The sequence below is a fragment of the Bradyrhizobium sp. Kon10 genome, assembly GCF_055807395.1.
Genome location: NZ_JBVVOZ010000002.1, coordinates 265,999 through 285,083, shown reverse-complemented (window position 1 = coordinate 285,083; position 19,085 = coordinate 265,999). Strand labels below are relative to the sequence as shown.

Genomic DNA, 19,085 nt, shown 5'->3' with positions numbered 1-19,085 from the left:
CCTGGCTTTCGCCAGGACGACCATTAAGCCCTCACCCTCGGCGCGATGTTCTGCTCGATTCCGGCCTTCTGCTCCGCCGCGACGGCGCGTTTGAAGCCTTCGCGCTGTTGCAGGCGCATCCAGTACGCCGCGACATTCGGCCCAAAATCCTTGGCGAGCCCGATATTGTCGGCCAGCCGCAGCGCGTAGCCGATCACGATGTCGGCGGCGGTGAAGCGGCCGGGGCACAGGGTTTCGCTATTCGCGGTCGCGGCTTCGACCGCGCGCAGCCGCCCCAGAAACCATTTGGCGTAGTCGCCGGCGACCTGCGGATTGCGGCGCTCCTCCGGCTCGAGCTGGGTGTAGCGGAGCACCAGCGTCTGCGGGAAGGTTAACGTCGCATCGCTGAAATACATCCAGTTCAGGAACGCGCCATAGGCGGCATCCTCGGGATCCACCATCAGCGGCGTCGGGCCGTGTTTGATGCCGAGATAGTGGCAGATGCCGGAGGATTCCGTCATCTTCGTCTCCCCATCGACCAGGAAGGGAATCGTGCCCAGCGGATTGAGCGCAAGATACTCCTTGGCGAACACCCGAGGGGGGAACGGCAGCATCTTCAGCTCATACGGCAGCCCCATCTCCTCCAGCATCCAGAGCGGACGGAACGAGCGCGCGGCGTCGCAATGATAGAGCGTGATCATCAAGCATTCCCTCTGCTGCCGGGCAGCGTTCCCATCATCTTGCACAAGACCATCAGCATGACCTCGTCGGCGCCGCCGCCGATTGAGGTCAGACGGCTGTCGCGACAGGCACGGCTGACCGGCGTCTCGTTGGTAAAGCCCATTCCGCCCCAATATTGCAAGCAGGCGTGGTCGGCGGTGAAAAGCATTGTCTCTCCATCGTCATTCCGGGGCATCGCGAAGCGATGAGCCCGGAATTCATTTCTCTGCGGTACATGAGGCCCGATGGATTCCCAGGTGCGCAATTGCGCACCATAGCTCGCTCCGCTTCGCTGCGCGCCCCGGAATGACGGAAGTTCACAACCCCATCTGCCTGCTCGCCAGATCCTTCATGATCTCCTCGGTGCCGCCGCCGATGGCGTTGACCTTGACTTCGCGGTAGATGCGCTCGGCCTTGATGCCGCGCATGAAGCCGGCGCCGCCGAAAATCTGCACGGCTTCCGAGGCGCAGAACGCCATGGTCTGCGTCGCCTGGTTCTTCATCATGCAGATGTCGGCGACCGGGCTGTCGCCCTGCTCCAGCCGCCAGGCCAGCAGCTCCAGCATCGCCTGGCTTGCAGCGACCTTCTGCGCCATGTCGACGATCTTGTGCCGGATCACCTGGTGCTGCGCGAGCGGCTTGCCGAACGTCTTGCGCTCCTTGGCGTAGGCAATCGCCTCGTCGAGGCAGACGCGGGCGAAGGCGGTGCAGCTCGCCGCCATGCCGATGCGCTCGCTGTTGAAGTTGTGCATGATGATCTTGAAGCCGTGGCCCTCCTCGCCGATCAGGTTCTCGGCCGGCACGCGGCAGTCGTCGAAATGCAAGGTCGCGGTATCGGACGCCCACCAGCCCATCTTCTTCAGCTTGGTGCGCGACAGGCCGGACGTGTCGCCCTCGATCAGGAGCAGGCTGACGCCGCCTGCGCCCTCGCCGCCGGTGCGCACGGCAACGGTCAGATAATCGGCGCGCATCCCGGAGGTGATGAACGTCTTCTCGCCGCTCACGACGTAGTGATCCCCGTCGCGCCGCGCGTTGGTGCGGAGGTTCGCGACATCGGAGCCGCCGCCCGGCTCGGTGATCGCAAGCGCGGAGATCTTCTCGCCCGATAACACTTGCGGCAGCACCCGCGCCTTGACCTCGGGACGCGCGGCGCGCGCGATCGGCGGCGCGCCGATGGTGTGGCTCATTAGGCTGGCGCTGACGCCGCCGGCACCCGCACGTGCCAGCTCCTGGCTCGCCACGATCTTCATGAACTGATCGGCGCCGATCCCGCCATATTCCTCGGGAAATCCGAGCCCCAGTAGTCCAATCCCGGCGGCCTTGCGATAGAGGGTACGCGGGAATTCGCCGGCTTCGTCCCATTCATGGGCGAACGGCTCGATCTCCTTCTCGACGAAACGGCGCATCACGTCGCGGAAGGCGTCGTGCTCGGCGGTATAGAACGGGCTTGTCATTGCGCTTTCGCCTCGCTGACGGCGATTCCTTGCGTTCACCATGACCGGAACGTCGGCGGCTCACTTGCGCGGAGTGGCTGATCCGGGATGCCGTTTCGCACGGGCGATGGGCTAGCAACTCAACGCAAGACGATTTTCGTCCCTCGCAGGCCAACTCCAAATCAAAAAAGACGCGGCACATAAAACTCCGGCTGGCCTCTCAGGGCCACGCCGGGCATGGTGCACGGCAATAAGAACGCAGGTGGCGCCAGGCCGCCAAGGGAGGGAATTTTGGCCGTTCGTTACTACGACTGGATCGTCCATCACGGCCGCCGCACGCCAAACAAGGTCGCGGTTATCGATCTCGCAAGCGATCGCCGCTTCACCTATTCGCAGCTCGACGCACGTGTCTCGCATCTCGCCTCCTTCCTGCGCGACACGCTGAAGGTCTCGCGCGGCGACCGTGTCGCCGTCCTGGCGCTGAACACGACCGATACGCTCGAGGTACAGTTCGCCTGCGGCCGGCTCGGGGCTGTCTTCGTGCCGCTGAACACCCGCCTCACCGTTCCCGAACTCCAGTTCATCACCGCCGATTGCGCGCCGAAGGTGATGATCCACGACACAGATCTGGCCGAGACCGCATTGACCGTGGCCAAGCTCTGCGGCGTTGCCGCCAGCCTGCTACTCGGCCCCGGCGGCGCGTACGAGGCCGGCATCGCGGATGCAAAGCCGCTCGACCGCATCGAAGAGGTCACGCTCGATGACGTCTCGACCATCATGTACACGTCGGGCACCACGGGACATCCGAAGGGCGCCACCATCACCCACGGCATGACCTTCTGGAATTGCGTCAACCTCGGCGGCCCCGCCTGCATTGGGCCGTCTTCGGTGCTGCTCACGGTGCTGCCGCTGTTCCACACCGGCGGGCTGAATTGCTACACCAATCCGGTGCTGCATGCCGGCGGCACCGTGATGATCATGCGCGCGTTCGATCCCGGCACGGCGCTCGGCCTGATCGACGATCCCGCGCAGGGCATCAACGTGTTCTTCGGCGTGCCCGCGATCTATCAGTTCATGGCGCAGCATCCGGCGTTCGCGACGACCGATCTCGGGCGGCTGAATGTCGGCGGCGTTGGCGGCGCGCCCATGCCGGTGCCGCTGCTGAAGGTCTGGGAAGCCCGTGGCGTCGCGCTCCAGCAAGGCTACGGCATGACCGAGACTTCTCCGGCCGTGCTTGTGCTCGACCGCGAGGATGCGGCACGCAAGGCAGGCTCGGCGGGCAAGCCGGTGCTGCACACCGAGGTGCGCATCGTGCGGCCCGACGGCAGCGACGCCGAGATCGGCGAACTTGGCGAGCTCTGGGTCAAGGGGCCGAACATCACGCCCGGCTACTGGAACAGGCCGGAGGCGAACAAAGCTTCCTTTACGGATGGCTGGCTGCACACGGGCGATGCCACGCGCGTCGACGAAGAAGGCTTTTACTACATCGTGGACCGCTGGAAGGACATGTACATCTCCGGCGGCGAGAACGTCTATCCCGCCGAGGTCGAAAACGTGCTGCATCAGATCGCCGCAATCGCGGAGGCCGCCGTGATCGGCATCGGCGATCCGCAATGGGGCGAGGTTGGCCTTGCCATCGTCGCGCTCAAGCCCGGGCAAAGGCTGACCGAGGCCGACGTGTTCGCACACTGCGCGGCCAATCTCGCGCGCTTCAAATGCCCGCGCCAGGTTCGTTTCGTCGATGCGCTGCCGCGCAACGCCACCGGCAAGATCCACAAGCCGACCTTGCGCAAGGAATTTTCGGTGACCTCGGAAACCGACAAGAAAGTCATCAGCGCCTGACCAAAGCGCCGTTCTTTCGGGCGCTTGTTCTTCTGTCACGGGCATGCTCGCGCGGGGCGGCAATTCGGGCGCCAGTCTAGGCGGGCAAGAACAGCGCAAAGGATTCGTCGATCGTCCGCCGCAGGTGATCTCGATACAGCTTGTAGTTCGCATGGTCGGAGGCGATACGGCCCACAGCCGGATCGCCGATGTTTGCAGCCGGCACATAGGCGATCGGCGCTGCGATCGGCGTCAGCTGCGAGCCGGAGCCGGCGCGCAGCGTCGAGATGATACCGTACATCTCGCCGGCCACCGTCGGCCGCGACACCGTGATCACACGGTGCTGGCCGTGCTTGTTGATGACGAGGTAGATGAAGCCGGACTGGTGCGGGACCGCAACTTCGCCGGTGTGCTCATAGGCCGTATCGGTCCGCTCGCCCTCGCGGAAGACCAGCGACGACACCTTTGGCTCCCAGACGATCTCGGTGCGATAGGCGAAGATCGCATCCTTGTCGCCGAACGACGGCCGCAGCGTGATGTAGACGTCTTCGAGCCAGGTCACCGCGCGATGCGAATAGGAGCCGAGGCTGTCGGGCGCGACATCGTTGCCGGCCGGAGACGCCACCACGACCGCGCTTTTGCGTAACGAGACGCCCAGCGCCTGCTCCAGCCGTACCGTGGTCGCCAACGTGAACGGCCGGCGACCGCCGAGCGCCTTCTCCAGCGTCGACAGGCTGAGCTTGGCCTGCTCGGCCAGCGCCTGTCGCGAGATCCGGCGCCTGGCGATTTCCTCGCGAATTGTCTCGGCGACCTCGCGGCTTTGCTCGTCCGAAAGCTGCCTGTCGGAGAGTTTGTCCTGCGTCTGCATCGTTAACCCTGCTCCACGAGTAACACTCTAGCAGGACGGACAAGTCAGCACAAAACCGCACGGGACCGCCGGGGCGAGGCGGGCTCGCGGCCGGCCGCGGCGGAACATTGCCGATCATTCTGCTCGCGGAATCCAGCCCTCCCGGCGGATGCTCGGCGCCGTCAACACCCTTCGGGAGCAGGACAAATGGACAATTACGACGCGGTCGACAGCAGCGAGCACCCCCTCCTGGGCAAGCTGATCAGGCTCGGATTGTTTCTTCTGGTGCAGGGCGTTGCCGTGCTTCTGGTCAGCTTCGTGGCCCTGCTGGTCAGCTTCGAGCCGGGCTGGTCGGCGACGACGGAGCAGGCGAGCTTGCTTCAGCCCGGCGATGCCCGCTCCGGCACCCTCCTCCTGAAAGAGGACGGCGCCACGACGGAAGCCATCCGCCTCGGCATCGACGTCGATATCACGGTATCCGGCCCGACGTTGCGCGCCCGCATCACGCAGGTCTTCCGCAACCCGACCCAGGACTGGGTCGAGGCGACCTATGTCTATCCGCTCGCCGCCGACGGTGCGGTCGACACGCTGAAGATGGTGATCGGCGACCGCGTCATCGTTGGCGACATCAAGGAGCGTCAGCAGGCGCGAATCATCTACGAGCAGGCGCGCCGCGCCGGACAGACCGCCGCGCTGACCGAACAGGAGCGGCCTAACATCTTCACCAACTCGGTCGCCAATATCGGCCCCGGCGAAACCGTGCTGGTTCAGATCGAATATCAGGAGCCGGTGCATCAATCCGGAAGTGAATATTCCCTGCGGGTGCCGCTGGTGGTCGGACCGCGCTATAATCCGGCGCCGATCGTGCAGAGCGTCGACTTCCGCAACGACGGCTCCGGCTGGGGCGCGAGCACGTCAGACCCGGTGCCGGACCGCGACCGCATCTCGCCACCCGTGCTCGATCCCGCAAAGAACGCGCCAGTTAATCCGACCAGCATCACGGTGCGCCTGAAGGCCGGCTTTGCGCTCGGCGAGGTGAAGAGCCACCACCACAACGTCAAGATCGAGAGCCCCGACAGTGCCACGCGCGTCGTCACACTCGCCGACGGCACTGTCCCCGCCGATCGCGATTTCGAGCTGACCTGGAAGCCGGCGGCAGAGAAGGCGCCGTCGGTCGGCCTGTTCCGCGAGCATGTCGGCGATGCCGACTATTTGCTCGCTTTCGTCACGCCTCCAACCGCTGAGCAGACCACTCAAAAGCCGCTGCCGCGGGAGGTCGTGTTCGTGATCGACAATTCGGGCTCGATGGGCGGCACCTCGATCGTCCAGGCCAAGGCGAGCCTGCTCTACGCACTCGGCCGGCTTCAGCCGACCGACCACTTCAACGTCATTCGTTTCGACGACACCATGGACGTGCTGTTTCCGGCCTCGGTGCCGGCCGACGCCGCGCATGTCGGCCAGGCGACCGCGTTCGTCGGCGCGCTGCAGGCACGCGGCGGCACGGAGATGGTACCGGCCATGCGCGCGGCGCTGACCGACAGTCTGGGCGAGACCAGGATGGTCCGCCAGGTCGTGTTCCTGACCGACGGCGCGATCGGCAATGAGCAGCAATTGTTCGAAACCATCACGGCGATGCGCGGCCGCTCGCGCGTCTTCATGGTCGGCATCGGGTCCGCGCCCAACACCTATCTGATGACGCGCGCTGCCGAGCTTGGTCGCGGCGCCTTCACCCATATCGGCTCCGTCGAGCAGGTCGAGGAGCGCATGCGCGGCCTGTTCGCCAAGCTGGAGAATCCCGCCGTGACCGGTCTCACCGTAAAATTCTCCGAGGCCAACGCCGACGTCACGCCGGCGATCATTCCCGACGTCTACCGCGACGAGCCGCTGGTGCTGGCAGCGAAGCTCGACAAGCTCGCAGGTTCGCTGGAGATCAAGGGACGGGTCGGCGACCGCCCGTGGTCGGTGACGCTGCCGCTGCAAAATGCCGCCGAAGGCAAGGGCCTGTCAAAGCTCTGGGCCAAGCGCAAGATCGCCGATGCGGAAGTGGCGCGCACGCTGCGCGAGATGACGCCGGAAGATGCCGACAAGGCCATCCTGGCGCTGGCACTCGACCACCAGATCGTCACGCGGCTGACCAGCCTGGTTGCCGTCGACAAGACGCCGCGCCGCCCCGAAGGAGAGCCGCTCAAGCTCAGCGAGCTGCCGATCAACCTGCCTGCCGGCTGGGATTTCGCAAAGGTCTTTGGCGAACGGCCGCAGCAGGCGCCGACGCAACTGCACGAGCGGCGCGCCGATGCAGGCCAAGCCTCGGCCAGGCGGGCGGCACCCGTCGCGCCTGATGCGATCCGGCTGCCCAAGACCGCGACCTCGGCCGAGCTGAAGATGATCGCAGGCCTGGTCCTGATCGTGCTCGCCCTGATCCTGTTCGTATTCAACCGGCGTCAGCCCTTGCTCACTGACGCCGCTTGAGAGAGGAGCCCCCGAACTCCTCTCCTTGCGCGCGCGGCTGCCCGTCCCCGTCTCAACGGCCGCGCGCGCCTTTTTCTCCTGGTCTTTGCGAGCGCAGCGAAGCAATCCAGGCTGCGTCCGCGGAAAGACTCTGGATTGCTTCGCTGCGCTCGCAATGACGACGGTGGACACAATGCCCCGCTTCATCTCTCCTCTCGCTCTTGCCATTGTCGGTATCATCCTGTTCGGCGATGGCGCCTATATCCATGCCAAGGCCTGGCTCGCGCAGATGTTGCTGGAGCGCGCGTTCGACAGCAGCATCGCGACCGGTCAGCCGGTGAAGCCATGGTCCTGGGCCGATACCTGGCCGGTGGCACGGATCGAGGTGAAGCGGATCGGCGCCAGCGCCATCGTGCTCGCCGGCACGAGCGGCCAGGCGCTTGCCTTCGGCCCCGGCCATCTCGACCAAACGGTTGACGCCGGCGAACGCGGCGTTGCCGTCTATGCCGCACATCGCGATACGCATTTCCGCTTCCTCCGCAATGTCGCGATCGGCGACGTGATCGAGATCACGCGCGCCGACAGCAAGCACTTTCGCTATCGCGCGGACGCCTCCAGCGTCGTCCGTTTCGACGCATCGGGCATTGATCCTGCGACGCAGAATTACGAACTCGTACTCACGACCTGCTGGCCATTCGATGCCGTCACGCCCGGCCCGGAGCGCTACGTCCTTCATGCCAGCTTGATCGGAACCGGCGGATAGGTTTGTCATTGCCAGTATCTCGTGGGATGCTGCAGTGGAATTCTCTGCCCGAGTTTGACCATGCACAGCCAGGCCCAGTACCTGCCGATCACGCCCGGATTGTTCTCCGTCCTGGTGCTGCTGTTTGCCGGGCTGATCATCCTGGTCCAGCTCCGCATCCTGCGCTACGCCTATATGCGGCTCGGGGTCGGTCCAGGTGTTGCGCTGTTCCTGCTGTTCGGTTCGTTGATCGGCAGCTACTTCAACATCCCGATCACGGTGCTGCCGTCAAAAGTGGTGCGTTCCGGCGAGATCGTCGATTTCTTCGGCATGCGGTACGTGGTGCCCTTGGTGACGCAATGGCCGGGCACCGTGCTCGCGGTCAATGTCGGCGGTGCCGTCATTCCGACGATGATGTCGACCTATCTGGTGCTCCGCTATCAGCTCTGGCTGAAAGCGACGATCGCGGTCGTCGCCATCGCTCTCATCATGCACATGTCGGCAACGCCCGTGCCGGGTGTCGGAATCGCGGTCCCCGTCTTTGCGCCCGTGGTCGCGACAGCGATCCTTGCTTTTCTGCTGTCGCGTGAACACGCAGCACCACTGGCCTATATCGGCGGCTCGATCGGAACGTTGATCGGAGCCGACCTCCTCAATCTCGACAAGATCGGTAGCCTCGGCGCTCCCGTCGCTTCGATCGGCGGTGCCGGGACGTTCGACGGCATTTTCCTCACCGGCATTCTCGCCGTGCTGCTCGCAGGCATCGCATCGCCGTCACGGCCGCGTGAGACCTGGTGAGCTCATCGCGCGCTATTGGATGGGTGGACCCTTCACCGGCGCGAGGATGCTGCCGAATGTTCGTCAGCGCGCCACAAGAATTGTCCGCACTTTCGCCAAAACTCCGGCGATGTTAGCGTTCTCGCGTGACGCCCCGCCATTCCGTCACGTGGCATTACGCTTCGCAAATGCCCTCGGCAGACATCGCACAAAACAGAACCACCGCCAGCAACAATAACAAAAGATGAGGATGCGTCATGGAAGCTCAAGCGCCCGCGGTTTCTCCGTCTCCCCGTTCATGGGCCCCGCGGCCGGACGCCAGCGACATCGTCAGGGGCATCCATGCCATGCTGCATCCGCGCAACATCGTGCTGGTGGGCGCGACCGACAAGCCGGGCAATTATGCCGAGCGCATCTGGAACAATCTGGTCAAATACGGCTTCGAGGGCGGGCTCTATCCGGTCAACGCCAAGCGCGACGCCATCTGGGGAGTGCCCTGCTACAAGGACTTTGCGAGCCTCCCGGAGAAGCCGGATCACGTCCTGGTGCTGGTGCCGGCGCGCTTTGCCGTGCAGGTGATCCGCGACGCCGCCGCCGCCGGCGCGCGATCCGCCACCATTGTCACCTCCGGCTTCAGCGAATTGCAGGATGAGGAGAGCCAGAAGCTCGCCGCGGAATTGCAAGCCGCGGTGCGCGAGACGGGCCTCGCGGTCACCGGTCCGAACTGCCTCGGCAATTTGAGCGCCGGTGAAAAGCTCTTCACCAACATCGACGACCGGATCGTCACCATGGAACAGGGCCCGGTGGCGATCGCCGGGCAGTCCGGCGCCATCGTCATGGCGATCCGCCAGGCGCTGGAAGATCGCGGCGTCGGTGTCGGCTACATGGTCACGACCGGCAACGAGGCCGGGCTCGAGACGCCGGACCTGATGCGCTATTTCGCAGAAGATCCGAGCATCAAGGTGATCGTGGTCTATCTCGAAGGCGTACGCAACACCAAGGCATTCCGCGATGCCTGCAAGGCCGCGCGCGCCGCCAGCAAGCCGGTGATCGCGCTCAAGCTCGGATCGTCCGAGGGCGGCCGCGCCGCCGCGATGGCGCACACTGGAGCGCTCGCCGGCTCGATCGAGACGTTCGATGCGATCGCGACGCGCGAGGGCGTGATTCGCGTGGGCGGGCTGGACGAGCTGATCGAGACCACGGAATGCTTCGTCCACGCCGCGGTGCCCAAAGGCGACCGGCTTGCCGCGGTGACGTTGTCCGGCGGCAAGCGCGGCATGCTGATCGACGCCTTCTATGCGGCGGGCCTGAACTTCGCGCCGCTGAGCCCGCATGTCAGCTCGGAACTTGCAAAAATGCTCGGGCCGGGCTCGATCGTCGGCAACCCGCTCGACGCCGGCTTTGCCGCGGTGGTCGATCCCTCCGTCTACATGAGATCGATCAAGCTGATGATCGACGATCCCGACATCGACATCGTGATCGTCGATGCCGAGCTGCCAAAGGCCCCCCATGAATTGCGCGAGCGCAATTTGCGCATCGTCGACGAGATGGCGAGCCGGGCTTCGAAGCCCGTGATCTATATCAGCGCGATGTCGATCGGCTTCACCGAGTTCACCAAGGGTTTGCGCAAATCCTTGCCGCACCTTGCCGTCATGCAGGGCATGGACCGCGCAGTCACTGCGATCAAATCGCTGCTCGACTATGCCAGGCTGCGCAAGGAAGTGCCTGATATCGTCTCCAGCTCGAAGCCTGCCGCGCGTGCCGTGCTGGAGAAGGCGCTGAGATCGGCGACCGGCGCCGCGCTCGACGAAGTCGCCTCGAAGAAGCTGCTGAAGGCTTACGGCATCCCGGTGTCGAAGGAGGGTATCGCGCAGACGGCGGCGGAGGCGGTGAAGATCGCCAAGCAGATCGGCTATCCGGTCGTGGCAAAAGTCGTCAGCGCCGAGATCCTGCACAAATCCGACATCGGCGGCGTGGTGCTGAACCTCAACAGTGCGGCCGAGGTGAAAAAGGCGTTTACGGACATCACGGCGCGGGTGAAGAAGCTGAAGGGCAAGCCGAAGCTCGATGGCATCCTGATCGCGCAGCAGGTCAAGGCCGATCTCGAGCTGGTGGTCGGCGCCTCGCTCGACGCCGAGATGGGGCCAGTCGTGCTGTTCGGCACCGGCGGCATCGACATCGAGCTGATGAAGGACGTGGCGCTTGCCGGCGCACCGCTGGACGAGACCGAGGCGCGGCTGCTGATCGGCCGCACCAAGGCCGGCGTCAAGCTGCGCGGCTATCGCGGCAAGCCGGCGTTGCATGAGGCCTCCGCGGTAAAGGCGCTGGTCGGCCTGTCCAACCTGATCGCGGATGCCGGCGACCGGATCGCCTCGATCGACGTCAATCCGTTCCTGATCAACCCCAGGACCGGCGTTGCGGTCGATGCGCTCATCGTGCTGAACAACGCTGCGGCCAAGCGCGCCGCCGGGCATTGAAGCCGTAGGGCGGATTTTAGAGCCAACCCGCCCTACTTAACATCACGACCGAAGCATCATCCTTCCAAACTCCCCGCTTTGGCCGTAGAATCACCCCTGTATGGCACGCGCGAGCAATCTGGTGATCGGGACGGCGACGCTGGCGGTGATCGCCGTGGCGTTCGGCGGCCTGCTGGGCGTGCAGAAATGGCGGTCCATCCAGAGCCGCAGCCAGCTGCGCGTGGTGTTCGAAGGCGGTTCCGCCAGCGGCCTCCGCCGCGGTGGGCCGGTCAATTTCGATGGCGTGCCGGCTGGCCAGATCCTCTCGATCAAGCTGGACAATCCGCGCAAGGTGGTGGCGCTGGTGATGCTCGACAATGCTGCGCCGATCCGCAAGGACACCGTGGCTGGCATCGAGTTCCAGGGCCTCACGGGCGTTGCCGCGGTCTCGCTGATCGGCGGCGCCCCGTCCGCGCCACCGGTGCCGCTGGACGAGGACGGCATCCCGGTACTGACCGCCGATCTCAGTGACGCCGAAACCATTGTCGACACCCTGCACAGCGTCGACCGCACCATCGTCAGCAACGCGCCCGCGATCAAGGAGGGCCTGCGCACGTTCGAGGACTACACGGCCGATCTCAGAGGCAAGGGCGACGAGATCGACGCGGTCATGCTCAAGGTCGACAATGCGTTCGCGGGCTTCGACAAGGCGGTCACGAAGATCGAGAGCGTGGTGCCGGGCTTCGCCGACGGCAAGGCCGACGAGATGTTCGAGAAGATCAAGGAAATGCACGAGCTCGCCGACACCATGCGAAAGAAGTCGGCGAGCTACCTCGAGGACGGTCGCAAGACCCTGCTCGACATCAGCGAGGCCGCCAACAAGATGAGCGGGACACCCTCACCGCCCGTTGCCCCGCGCCCGCCGCGCAAGCCCACACAGCAGAAGCATTAAGAACATTGCGAGCCGGTTCTCCGAAAAGGGCGCACCATGCCTCTTGCCGGCGCAGCAGCAACAACAACCTAATAGTTGCTCGGCGCGGCCTCGTTCGGAATGCCGTCGATCGGACACTCGTCGGTCCCCGGCGTCGAGCGGGTCATCGCCTCGACCATGTCGCGGGTGCCTTCGGGATCGGCGATCCAGTTCTTGTAGAAATCGTACGGGCACGCCGCGACACCGCGCGGGCTCTCGCCGGAATTGATCATCCCGGTGTAGCCGCGATGGACCAGCTTGTAGAGATGGTTCTGCGACTGGCCATTGCGGCGCGCATCGCGGATCAGATGTTTCGAGAGCTGGGCGTACTGGATGCCGTAATCCTCCTCGCCGCATTCGCCGAGGGTGCGGCCGTCGAAGCCGATGATCGCGGAGTGACCGAAATAGGAATAGACGCCGTCGAATCCGGCGGCGTTGGCCACGGCGACATAGACGTTGTTGGCCCACGCCATCGCCTTGGAAATCAGAATCTGCTGCTCCTTGGCGGGGTACATGTAGCCCTGGCAGCGCACGATCAGCTCGGCACCCTTCATGGCGCAGTCGCGCCAGATCTCCGGAAAATTGCCGTCGTCGCAGATGATCAGGCTGACCTTCATCCCTTTCGGACCGTCGGAGACATAGGTGCAATTGCCGGGATACCAGCCCTCGATCGGCACCCACGGCATGATCTTGCGGTACTTCTGCACGATCTCACCCTTGTCGTTCATCAGGATCAGGGTGTTGTAGGGCGCCTTGTTCGGATGCTCCTCGTGGCGCTCGCCGGTCAGCGAGAACACGCCCCACACCTTGGCCTTGCGACAGGCCTCGGCGAAGATCGCGGTCTCTTCACCGGGCACCGCCGAGGCGGTCTCGTACATCTCCTTGGAATCGTACATGATGCCCTGGGTGGAATATTCCGGGAAAATCACCAGGTCCATGCCGGGCAGACCGGCCTTCATGCCGACCAGCATGTCGGCGATCTTGCGGGCGTTGTCGAGCACCTCGGCCTTGCTGTGCAGGCGCGGCATCTTGTAGTTGACCACCGCGACACCGACGGTGTCGTTGCTGCTGGAAATGTCACCGTGAAGCATGTTGCGCGCTCCTGTCTTTTATTCGTCTGAGATTGCTGCGGGCGTTAGTGGCTGATCATCCAGGGCCGCGCGGTGGGAAAGCCCTTGGCGCCGCTCCTGGTCTTGGTCACCAGCCGGCTCGGCTTGGTCTTGTCCGCCGAGCCCTTGTCTTTCACGGTCTTGCCCGACGAGCAGCAGCCGCAACCGGGCCCATGCGAGGCCCTGTATTGCGCTGATGTCTGCGGCGCGTGCGTGCTGCGCTCATTGACCGCATGCGCCTTGCGTTTCTCCGACGGCATGCAGAAGAAATTTGGTGCGGTCAGGATCACGCGCGGCGCCATCGTCTCGCAATGCGGACAGTTTTGCGGATCGTCGCATTCCGCCATCGGGCGCAAATCCTTGAACGGACCGCAATTGTCACAGAGATATTCATAGACCGGCATCGCTTCATCCCTACGCTAGTGCTTGTTCAACATGCTCCGCCGCGGATGCGGGGCGGCAAATCCGTGCCGTCCCACATCCCGTCGCGCAGGGACTATTTGTCCGGCGAGATCGGCATCTGGATATCGCCGGTGATATGCTTGATCGGGCCTGCCGACGACGGCATCACGTCGAAGTCGAAGATCTCGGTCGGCAGCCACAGCGTGGCGCAGGCGTTGGGCACGTCGACGACCCCGGAGATGTGGCCCTGGCACGGCGCGGTGCCGAGGATCGAATAGGCCTGGGCGCCGGAGTAGCCGAACTTCTTCAGATACTCGATGGCATTCAAGCAGGCCTGACGATAGGCGATGTGAACGTCGAGATAGTGCTGCTTGCCTTGTTCGTCGACCGAGATGCCCTCGAAGATCAGATAATCCTTGTAGTTCGGCGTGATCGGCGAGGGCTTGAAGATCGGGTTCTTGATGCCGTACTTCGCCATGCCGTCCTTGATCACCTCGACCTTCAGATGCAGCCAACCGGCCATTTCGATGGCGCCGCAGAAGGTGATCTCGCCGTCGCCCTGGCTGAAGTGCAGATCGCCCATCGAGAGGCCGGCGCCGGGCACGTAGACCGGGAAGTAGATCTTCGAGCCGCGCGACAGATCCTTGATGTCGCAATTGCCCCCATGCTCGCGCGGCGGCACGGTGCGCGCACCTTCTGCACCGATCTTGGCTTTCACATCGCCCTTGGCGCGGCCGCCATGCGCGGTCGCCGCAAATGGAGGATTGGCAAGTCCGGGCACGCGGGTCGGATCGGTCGAGATCAGCTCGGCCTCGCGCTTGTTCCAGGTCTCCAGCATCTTCGGATCGGGCAAACAACCGATCAGGCCGGGATGGATCAGCCCGGCAAAGTTGACGCCGGGGACGTGACGCGACGAGGTGTAGAGACCCTTGATGTCCCAGATCGACTTCTGCGCCAGCGGGAAGTGGTCGGTCAGGAAGCCGCCGCCGTTCTGCTTGGAGAAGAAGCCGTTGAAGCCCCAGAGACTCTCCTTCATCGGCCCGACGTCGAGCAGGTCGACCACCAGGAGATCACCGGGTTCGGCGCCCTTGACGCCAATCGGGCCCGAGAGGAAATGCACGATCGACAGATCGATGTCGCGCACGTCATCAGCGGAATCGTTGTTCTTGATGAAGCCGCCGGTCCAATCATAGGTCTCGATGATGAAATCGTCGCCGGGATTGACCCACGCCACGATCGGGATGTCGGGGTGCCAGCGGTTATGCACCATGTCATTATCGTAAGCCGACTTGGTGAGATCGACCTTGATCAGTGTCTCTGGCATCGAGATGCTCCCCTTTTACACGGTTGGTTAGACGGACAGATATTTCGAGACCTGCGCGGCATCGACGGCGTCGCGCGGGTCGTCGCGCACGATCTCGCCGTTCTCGATCACCAGCACGCGGTCGGCGATATCGAGCGCGAAGCTCAGGACTTGCTCGGATACGACGATCGACAGCCCCTTCTCGTCGCGGATGCGCTTCAGCGTGCGCGCCATGTCCTTGATGATCGAGGGCTGAATGCCTTCGGTCGGCTCGTCCAGCAGCAGCACCTTGGGCTTGGTCGCGAGAGCGCGCGCGATCGCGAGCTGCTGTTGCTGGCCGCCGGAGAGATTGCCGCCACGACGGCCCTTCATCTCCAGCAGCACCGGGAATAGTTCGTAGATGTCCGCGGGGACTTCGGTGCCGCCGGAGACGACCAGACCGGTCTCGATGTTTTCCTTCACCGTCATGGTCGAGAAGATCATGCGGCCCTGCGGTACATAGGCGAGGCCCTTGGCGACGCGCTCATAGCTCGGCAGGCTGCCGAGCTCGGCGCCGTCCATGCTGACCGAGCCGCTCTTCGCCGACAGGATTCCCATCAGCGATTTCATCAGCGTAGTCTTGCCCATGCCATTGCGGCCCATGATCGCCACGATCTCGTTGGCGGCGACCTTGACATTGAGCCCGTGCAGCACCTCGCTCTGGCCGTAGGCGACGTGAAGATCGGAGATTGCCAGCATTGCCGCGCTCCTAGATTGAGTGTGAACCCTGGTGAAACAGCTCGGCCGCGAACTTCTTCCTTCTCCCCTTGTGGGAGAAGGCGACGCGGACGAAGTCCGCGCCGGATGAGGGGTCTGCATCTGCCGACGCGAAAGGCAGTGTGATGCGTGGAGAGATACCCCTCACCCGGATCGCATCTGACGATGCAATCCGACCTCTCCCACAAGGGGAGAGGTGGACCGTCATTGCCGCTGCGAACTCATCCAACTTCGCCATATCTCAGTGCCCCAGATAGACTTCGATGACCTTGGGGTCGTTCTTCACCCTCTCCATCGTCCCCTCCGACAGGATCTGGCCCTGGTGGAGCACGGTGACCTTGTGCGCGATGTCCTCGACGAACTTCATGTCGTGCTCGATCACCAGCACCGAGCGATTCTTGATGATGCGGTTGAGGAGTTCGGCGGTCTTGGCGCGCTCGGAAACGCTCATGCCGGCGACGGGCTCGTCCAGCATCAAAAGGTCCGGGTCCTGGATCAGCAGCATGCCGATCTCGAGCCACTGCTTCTGGCCGTGGCTGAGCAAATCGGCATTCACGTTCAGCCGGTCCTTCAGGAAGATCATTTCGGCGACTTCATGCACCCGGTCGCGCACGGCGGCGTCGCGGGTGAAGGTCAGCGCACCGAACACGGAGCGGCCGCGCGGATACGAGATCTCCAGATTCTCGAACACCGTGAGATCGTCGTAAATCGACGGGTTCTGGAATTTGCGGCCGACCCCGGTCTTGACGATCTCGTTTTCCTTCATCCGGGTCAGCTCCTTGCCGCGGAACTGTATCGAGCCGGACGTTGCTTTGGTCTTGCCGCAGATCAGGTCGAGCACGGTGGTTTTGCCGGCGCCGTTGGGACCGATGATGACGCGGATCTCGTTCTCGTCGACATAGAACGAGAGGTCGTTGACCGCCTTGAACCCGTCGAACGACACGGTCAGTGCCTCGACCGCGAGCAGGAATTCCTTGGGCTGATGACCAATGAGCATGATCTATCTCCTCACTGTCAGCGTGGCATCGGCATCGTGATGACCGATGAGCATGACCTATCTCCTCACTGTCAGCGTGGCATCGGCATCGTGATGACCGACGAGCATGACCTATCTCCTCACCGCCAGCGTGGTATCGGCATCGTGATGACCTATGAGCATGATGATCTCCTCACTCTGCCGGCGCGCCGTCGGCGACCGAGCTGTCGGTCCAGCCTTCGGGCTTGGGGTTGCGCGACGAGATCAGGCGGTCGATGCGCGGCTGCACATAATCGCCCCAGATCCCGGCAAGGCCGTTCGGGAACGCGAGGACCACGGCGATGAACAGCCCGCCCAGTCCGAACAGCCACAATTCTGGAAAGGTCTCCGACAGGCTGGTCTTGGCGAAATTGACCAGGAGCGTGCCGTAGACCGCGCCGAGGATCGACAACCGGCCACCGACCGCGGTGTAGATCACCATTTCAATCGACGGCACGATGCCGACAAAGGACGGCGACATGAATCCGACATTGAGCGCGAACATGGCGCCGCCGATCGCGGCGAACACCGCGGCGATGCAAAACGCGAAGATCTTGAAATTCGCAACGCTATAGCCGGAGAACCGCACCCGGTCCTCTTTCTCGCGCATCGCCACCAGGATGCGCCCGAGCTTGGAGTGCCGGATGAATTGCGCAATCATGATGCAGACGAGCAGGCATCCGACCTCGAAGAAATACAGCATGATCTTGGCGTGGTCGGGCCGAATGTCCCACCCCTTCAGCGTGCGCAGATCGGTCATGCCGTTGATGCCGCCGGTGTAGCCCTGCTGTCCGACGATCAGGATGGTCAGGATGGCCGCAACCGCCTGGGTGATGATGGCGAAGTAGGTGCCGCCGACCCGGCGCTTGAACATCGCGGTGCCGATGATCAGGGCGAAGATGCCGGGCACCAGGATGATGGCGGCGATGGTGAAGGTGAGGCTGTGAAAGGGCTTCCAGAACAGCGGCAGCGAGGTGATCTGATTCCAGTCCATGAAGTCGGGAATGCCGGGGGTAGATTGGATCTTCGTGTTCTCCACGCTCGATGCCTCGAGCTTGAGGAACATCGCCATACAGTAGCCGCCGAGCCCGAAGAACACGCCCTGGCCGAGGCTGAGAATGCCGCCATATCCCCAGCAGACCACCAATCCGAGCGCGACGAAGGCATAGGTCAGATATTTGGCGACCAGATTGAGCCTGAAGACATCGAGCGTGAGCGGCAGAACCAGGACCAGGAACACCGCAAGCAACAGAATTCCGATCAGCTCCGATCGATTGAAGAAGCGATTGTCGGTCATTGCATCAGCCTCGATTTCTCACTTGCGAACCTTGAGGGCGAACAGCCCTTGCGGCCGCAGCATCAGGATTCCGACGACGGCGAGCAGCGTCAGCACCTTGGCCATCGAACCCGACATGAAGAACTCGAGGGTGGATTGCGTCTGCGAGATCGAGAAGGCCGAAGCGATGGTGCCGACCAGGCTCGCGGCGCCGCCGAACACCACCACCAGGAACGTGTCGACGATGTAGAGCTGTCCGGAGGTCGGCCCGGTCGAGCCGATCATGGTGAAGGCGCTGCCGGCTACTCCCGCGATGCCGCAACCGAGGCCATAGGTATAGCGATCGACTTTTTCCGTATTGATGCCGACCGCGCCGGCCATGATGCGGTTCTGGACCACCGCGCGCACCTGGCGGCCCCAGCGCGATTTGTACATCACGTAGGCGACGGAGATGGTGATGAGAACGGTGAGGCACATCACGAAGACGCCGTTGATCGGCACTTCGATGCTGTCGGTCACATGCAGCGAGCCCAGCATCCACTGCGGCAGCTCGACTCCGACCTCACGCGCCCCGAACACCGAGCGATAGGCCTGCTGCAAAATCAGGCTGAGCCCCCAGGTGGCAAGCAAGGTGTCGAGCGGACGCTTGTAGAGATGCCGTATCAGCACCCATTCGACCAGCATTCCCAGCGCACCGGATGCGATGAAGGCCAGGATCATGGCGAGGAAGAAGTAGCCGCTGAACAGGCTCGGCAAATAGGACTGAAAGACATTCGAGGTCATCCAGGTGACGTAGGCGCCGAGGATCATGAACTCGCCATGGGCCATGTTGATGACGCCCATCTGGCCGAAGATGATGGCGAGACCCAGCGCCATCAGGACGTAGACCGAGAACAGGATCAGCCCTGCAAAACCCTGCATGACGAAGATGGAGCCAAGGTCACCAAGCGAGTAGTCGCCGAACATCGATGTCCTCCGTCGGGGATGAAGGTCCCGCGTCGCGAGCAGATTCGCGACGCGGGGGTCTTGGG

16 protein-coding genes and 1 pseudogene are annotated in these 19,085 nt (G+C 63.6%); 6 read left to right on the top strand and 11 right to left on the bottom strand.

What is annotated here, in order from left to right; all coding sequences use genetic code 11:
- Positions 1–23: 23 nt before the first annotated feature.
- The 3 genes and pseudogenes from AC0L2O_RS04350 to AC0L2O_RS04340 form a co-directional block, all read right to left on the bottom strand.
- Complete coding sequence (locus tag AC0L2O_RS04350; RefSeq protein ID WP_369726602.1) at positions 24–680, bottom strand: glutathione S-transferase family protein; 657 nt, start codon at positions 678–680, stop codon at positions 24–26.
- Positions 680–847 (bottom strand): annotated as a pseudogene (locus AC0L2O_RS04345) (acyl-CoA dehydrogenase family protein); the annotation flags it as partial. The gene AC0L2O_RS04350 and the pseudogene AC0L2O_RS04345, both read right to left, overlap by 1 nt.
- Positions 848–1,016: 169 nt before the next feature.
- Positions 1,017–2,153, bottom strand: a complete 1,137-nt coding sequence (locus tag AC0L2O_RS04340; protein WP_473368825.1) for an acyl-CoA dehydrogenase family protein — start codon at positions 2,151–2,153, stop codon at positions 1,017–1,019.
- A gap of 270 nt (positions 2,154–2,423) precedes the next feature.
- Between AC0L2O_RS04340 and AC0L2O_RS04335 the strand changes: the two genes are divergently transcribed.
- Positions 2,424–3,974, top strand: coding sequence for an acyl-CoA synthetase (locus AC0L2O_RS04335; RefSeq protein ID WP_473368824.1), 1,551 nt, complete (start codon positions 2,424–2,426; stop codon positions 3,972–3,974).
- 76 nt (positions 3,975–4,050) lie between these two features.
- On the opposite strand, the gene AC0L2O_RS04330 is transcribed toward AC0L2O_RS04335, so the two are convergent.
- Positions 4,051–4,821, bottom strand: a complete 771-nt coding sequence (locus tag AC0L2O_RS04330; protein ID WP_369720447.1) for a helix-turn-helix domain-containing protein — start codon at positions 4,819–4,821, stop codon at positions 4,051–4,053.
- A 186-nt stretch (positions 4,822–5,007) separates the two neighbouring features.
- Here AC0L2O_RS04330 and AC0L2O_RS04325 point away from each other — a divergent pair, with 186 nt between their 5' ends.
- The 5 genes from AC0L2O_RS04325 to AC0L2O_RS04305 all read left to right on the top strand — a co-directional run bounded on the left by AC0L2O_RS04325 (position 5,008) and on the right by AC0L2O_RS04305 (position 12,175).
- Positions 5,008–7,269, top strand: coding sequence for a marine proteobacterial sortase target protein (locus AC0L2O_RS04325; protein WP_473368823.1), 2,262 nt, complete (start codon positions 5,008–5,010; stop codon positions 7,267–7,269).
- Positions 7,270–7,441: 172 nt separating this feature from the next.
- Positions 7,442–8,011, top strand: coding sequence for a class GN sortase (locus AC0L2O_RS04320; protein WP_473368822.1), 570 nt, complete (start codon positions 7,442–7,444; stop codon positions 8,009–8,011).
- A gap of 60 nt (positions 8,012–8,071) precedes the next feature.
- On the top strand, positions 8,072–8,788 hold the full coding sequence (locus AC0L2O_RS04315; protein ID WP_369720445.1) for a DUF1614 domain-containing protein: 717 nt from the start codon (positions 8,072–8,074) through the stop codon (positions 8,786–8,788).
- A 236-nt stretch (positions 8,789–9,024) separates the two neighbouring features.
- Positions 9,025–11,244 (top strand): acetate--CoA ligase family protein, encoded by a 2,220-nt coding sequence (locus AC0L2O_RS04310; protein ID WP_473368821.1) that lies wholly within the window; start codon positions 9,025–9,027, stop codon positions 11,242–11,244.
- 100 nt (positions 11,245–11,344) lie between these two features.
- Complete coding sequence (locus AC0L2O_RS04305; protein WP_473368820.1) at positions 11,345–12,175, top strand: MlaD family protein; 831 nt, start codon at positions 11,345–11,347, stop codon at positions 12,173–12,175.
- Between the two features lie 68 nt (positions 12,176–12,243).
- Here the strand turns inward: AC0L2O_RS04305 and AC0L2O_RS04300 are convergent, their stop codons facing one another.
- From AC0L2O_RS04300 to urtB, 7 genes are all read right to left on the bottom strand, one after another.
- Entirely contained in the window at positions 12,244–13,284 is a 1,041-nt protein-coding gene (locus AC0L2O_RS04300; protein WP_473368819.1) for an aliphatic amidase, read from the bottom strand.
- 44 nt (positions 13,285–13,328) lie between these two features.
- On the bottom strand, positions 13,329–13,706 hold the full coding sequence (locus AC0L2O_RS04295; protein ID WP_473368818.1) for an FmdB family zinc ribbon protein: 378 nt from the start codon (positions 13,704–13,706) through the stop codon (positions 13,329–13,331).
- A 92-nt stretch (positions 13,707–13,798) separates the two neighbouring features.
- On the bottom strand, positions 13,799–15,028 hold the full coding sequence (fmdA, locus tag AC0L2O_RS04290; RefSeq protein WP_409191450.1) for a formamidase: 1,230 nt from the start codon (positions 15,026–15,028) through the stop codon (positions 13,799–13,801).
- Positions 15,029–15,055: 27 nt separating this feature from the next.
- Positions 15,056–15,745 (bottom strand): urea ABC transporter ATP-binding subunit UrtE, encoded by a 690-nt coding sequence (urtE, locus tag AC0L2O_RS04285; protein ID WP_473368817.1) that lies wholly within the window; start codon positions 15,743–15,745, stop codon positions 15,056–15,058.
- Positions 15,746–16,004: 259 nt separating this feature from the next.
- Complete coding sequence (gene urtD / locus AC0L2O_RS04280; RefSeq protein WP_369720439.1) at positions 16,005–16,760, bottom strand: urea ABC transporter ATP-binding protein UrtD; 756 nt, start codon at positions 16,758–16,760, stop codon at positions 16,005–16,007.
- Between the two features lie 172 nt (positions 16,761–16,932).
- Positions 16,933–18,075: an urea ABC transporter permease subunit UrtC gene (gene urtC, locus AC0L2O_RS04275; RefSeq protein WP_473368816.1), complete on the bottom strand. Its 1,143-nt coding sequence runs from the start codon at positions 18,073–18,075 to the stop codon at positions 16,933–16,935.
- Between the two features lie 18 nt (positions 18,076–18,093).
- Positions 18,094–19,020, bottom strand: a complete 927-nt coding sequence (gene urtB, locus AC0L2O_RS04270; RefSeq protein ID WP_409191447.1) for an urea ABC transporter permease subunit UrtB — start codon at positions 19,018–19,020, stop codon at positions 18,094–18,096.
- Between the last annotated feature and the right edge of the window lie 65 nt (positions 19,021–19,085).

What these genes read in the sequence shown, in the direction of transcription:
- AC0L2O_RS04315 (WP_369720445.1), top strand. Translation starts at nt 8,072, where the DNA reads ATGCACAGCCAGGCCCAGTACCTGCCGATCACGCCCGGATTGTTCTCC.
- urtC (WP_473368816.1), bottom strand. Translation starts at nt 18,075, where the DNA reads ATGACCGACAATCGCTTCTTCAATCGATCGGAGCTGATCGGAATTCTG.
- urtB (WP_409191447.1), bottom strand. Translation starts at nt 19,020, where the DNA reads ATGTTCGGCGACTACTCGCTTGGTGACCTTGGCTCCATCTTCGTCATG.
- AC0L2O_RS04350 (WP_369726602.1), bottom strand. Translation starts at nt 680, where the DNA reads ATGATCACGCTCTATCATTGCGACGCCGCGCGCTCGTTCCGTCCGCTC.
- AC0L2O_RS04320 (WP_473368822.1), top strand. Translation starts at nt 7,442, where the DNA reads ATGCCCCGCTTCATCTCTCCTCTCGCTCTTGCCATTGTCGGTATCATC.
- urtD (WP_369720439.1), bottom strand. Translation starts at nt 16,760, where the DNA reads ATGCTCATTGGTCATCAGCCCAAGGAATTCCTGCTCGCGGTCGAGGCA.
- AC0L2O_RS04310 (WP_473368821.1), top strand. Translation starts at nt 9,025, where the DNA reads ATGGAAGCTCAAGCGCCCGCGGTTTCTCCGTCTCCCCGTTCATGGGCC.
- fmdA (WP_409191450.1), bottom strand. Translation starts at nt 15,028, where the DNA reads ATGCCAGAGACACTGATCAAGGTCGATCTCACCAAGTCGGCTTACGAT.
- AC0L2O_RS04295 (WP_473368818.1), bottom strand. Translation starts at nt 13,706, where the DNA reads ATGCCGGTCTATGAATATCTCTGTGACAATTGCGGTCCGTTCAAGGAT.
- AC0L2O_RS04340 (WP_473368825.1), bottom strand. Translation starts at nt 2,153, where the DNA reads ATGACAAGCCCGTTCTATACCGCCGAGCACGACGCCTTCCGCGACGTG.
- AC0L2O_RS04300 (WP_473368819.1), bottom strand. Translation starts at nt 13,284, where the DNA reads ATGCTTCACGGTGACATTTCCAGCAGCAACGACACCGTCGGTGTCGCG.
- AC0L2O_RS04325 (WP_473368823.1), top strand. Translation starts at nt 5,008, where the DNA reads ATGGACAATTACGACGCGGTCGACAGCAGCGAGCACCCCCTCCTGGGC.
- AC0L2O_RS04330 (WP_369720447.1), bottom strand. Translation starts at nt 4,821, where the DNA reads ATGCAGACGCAGGACAAACTCTCCGACAGGCAGCTTTCGGACGAGCAA.
- AC0L2O_RS04305 (WP_473368820.1), top strand. Translation starts at nt 11,345, where the DNA reads ATGGCACGCGCGAGCAATCTGGTGATCGGGACGGCGACGCTGGCGGTG.
- urtE (WP_473368817.1), bottom strand. Translation starts at nt 15,745, where the DNA reads ATGCTGGCAATCTCCGATCTTCACGTCGCCTACGGCCAGAGCGAGGTG.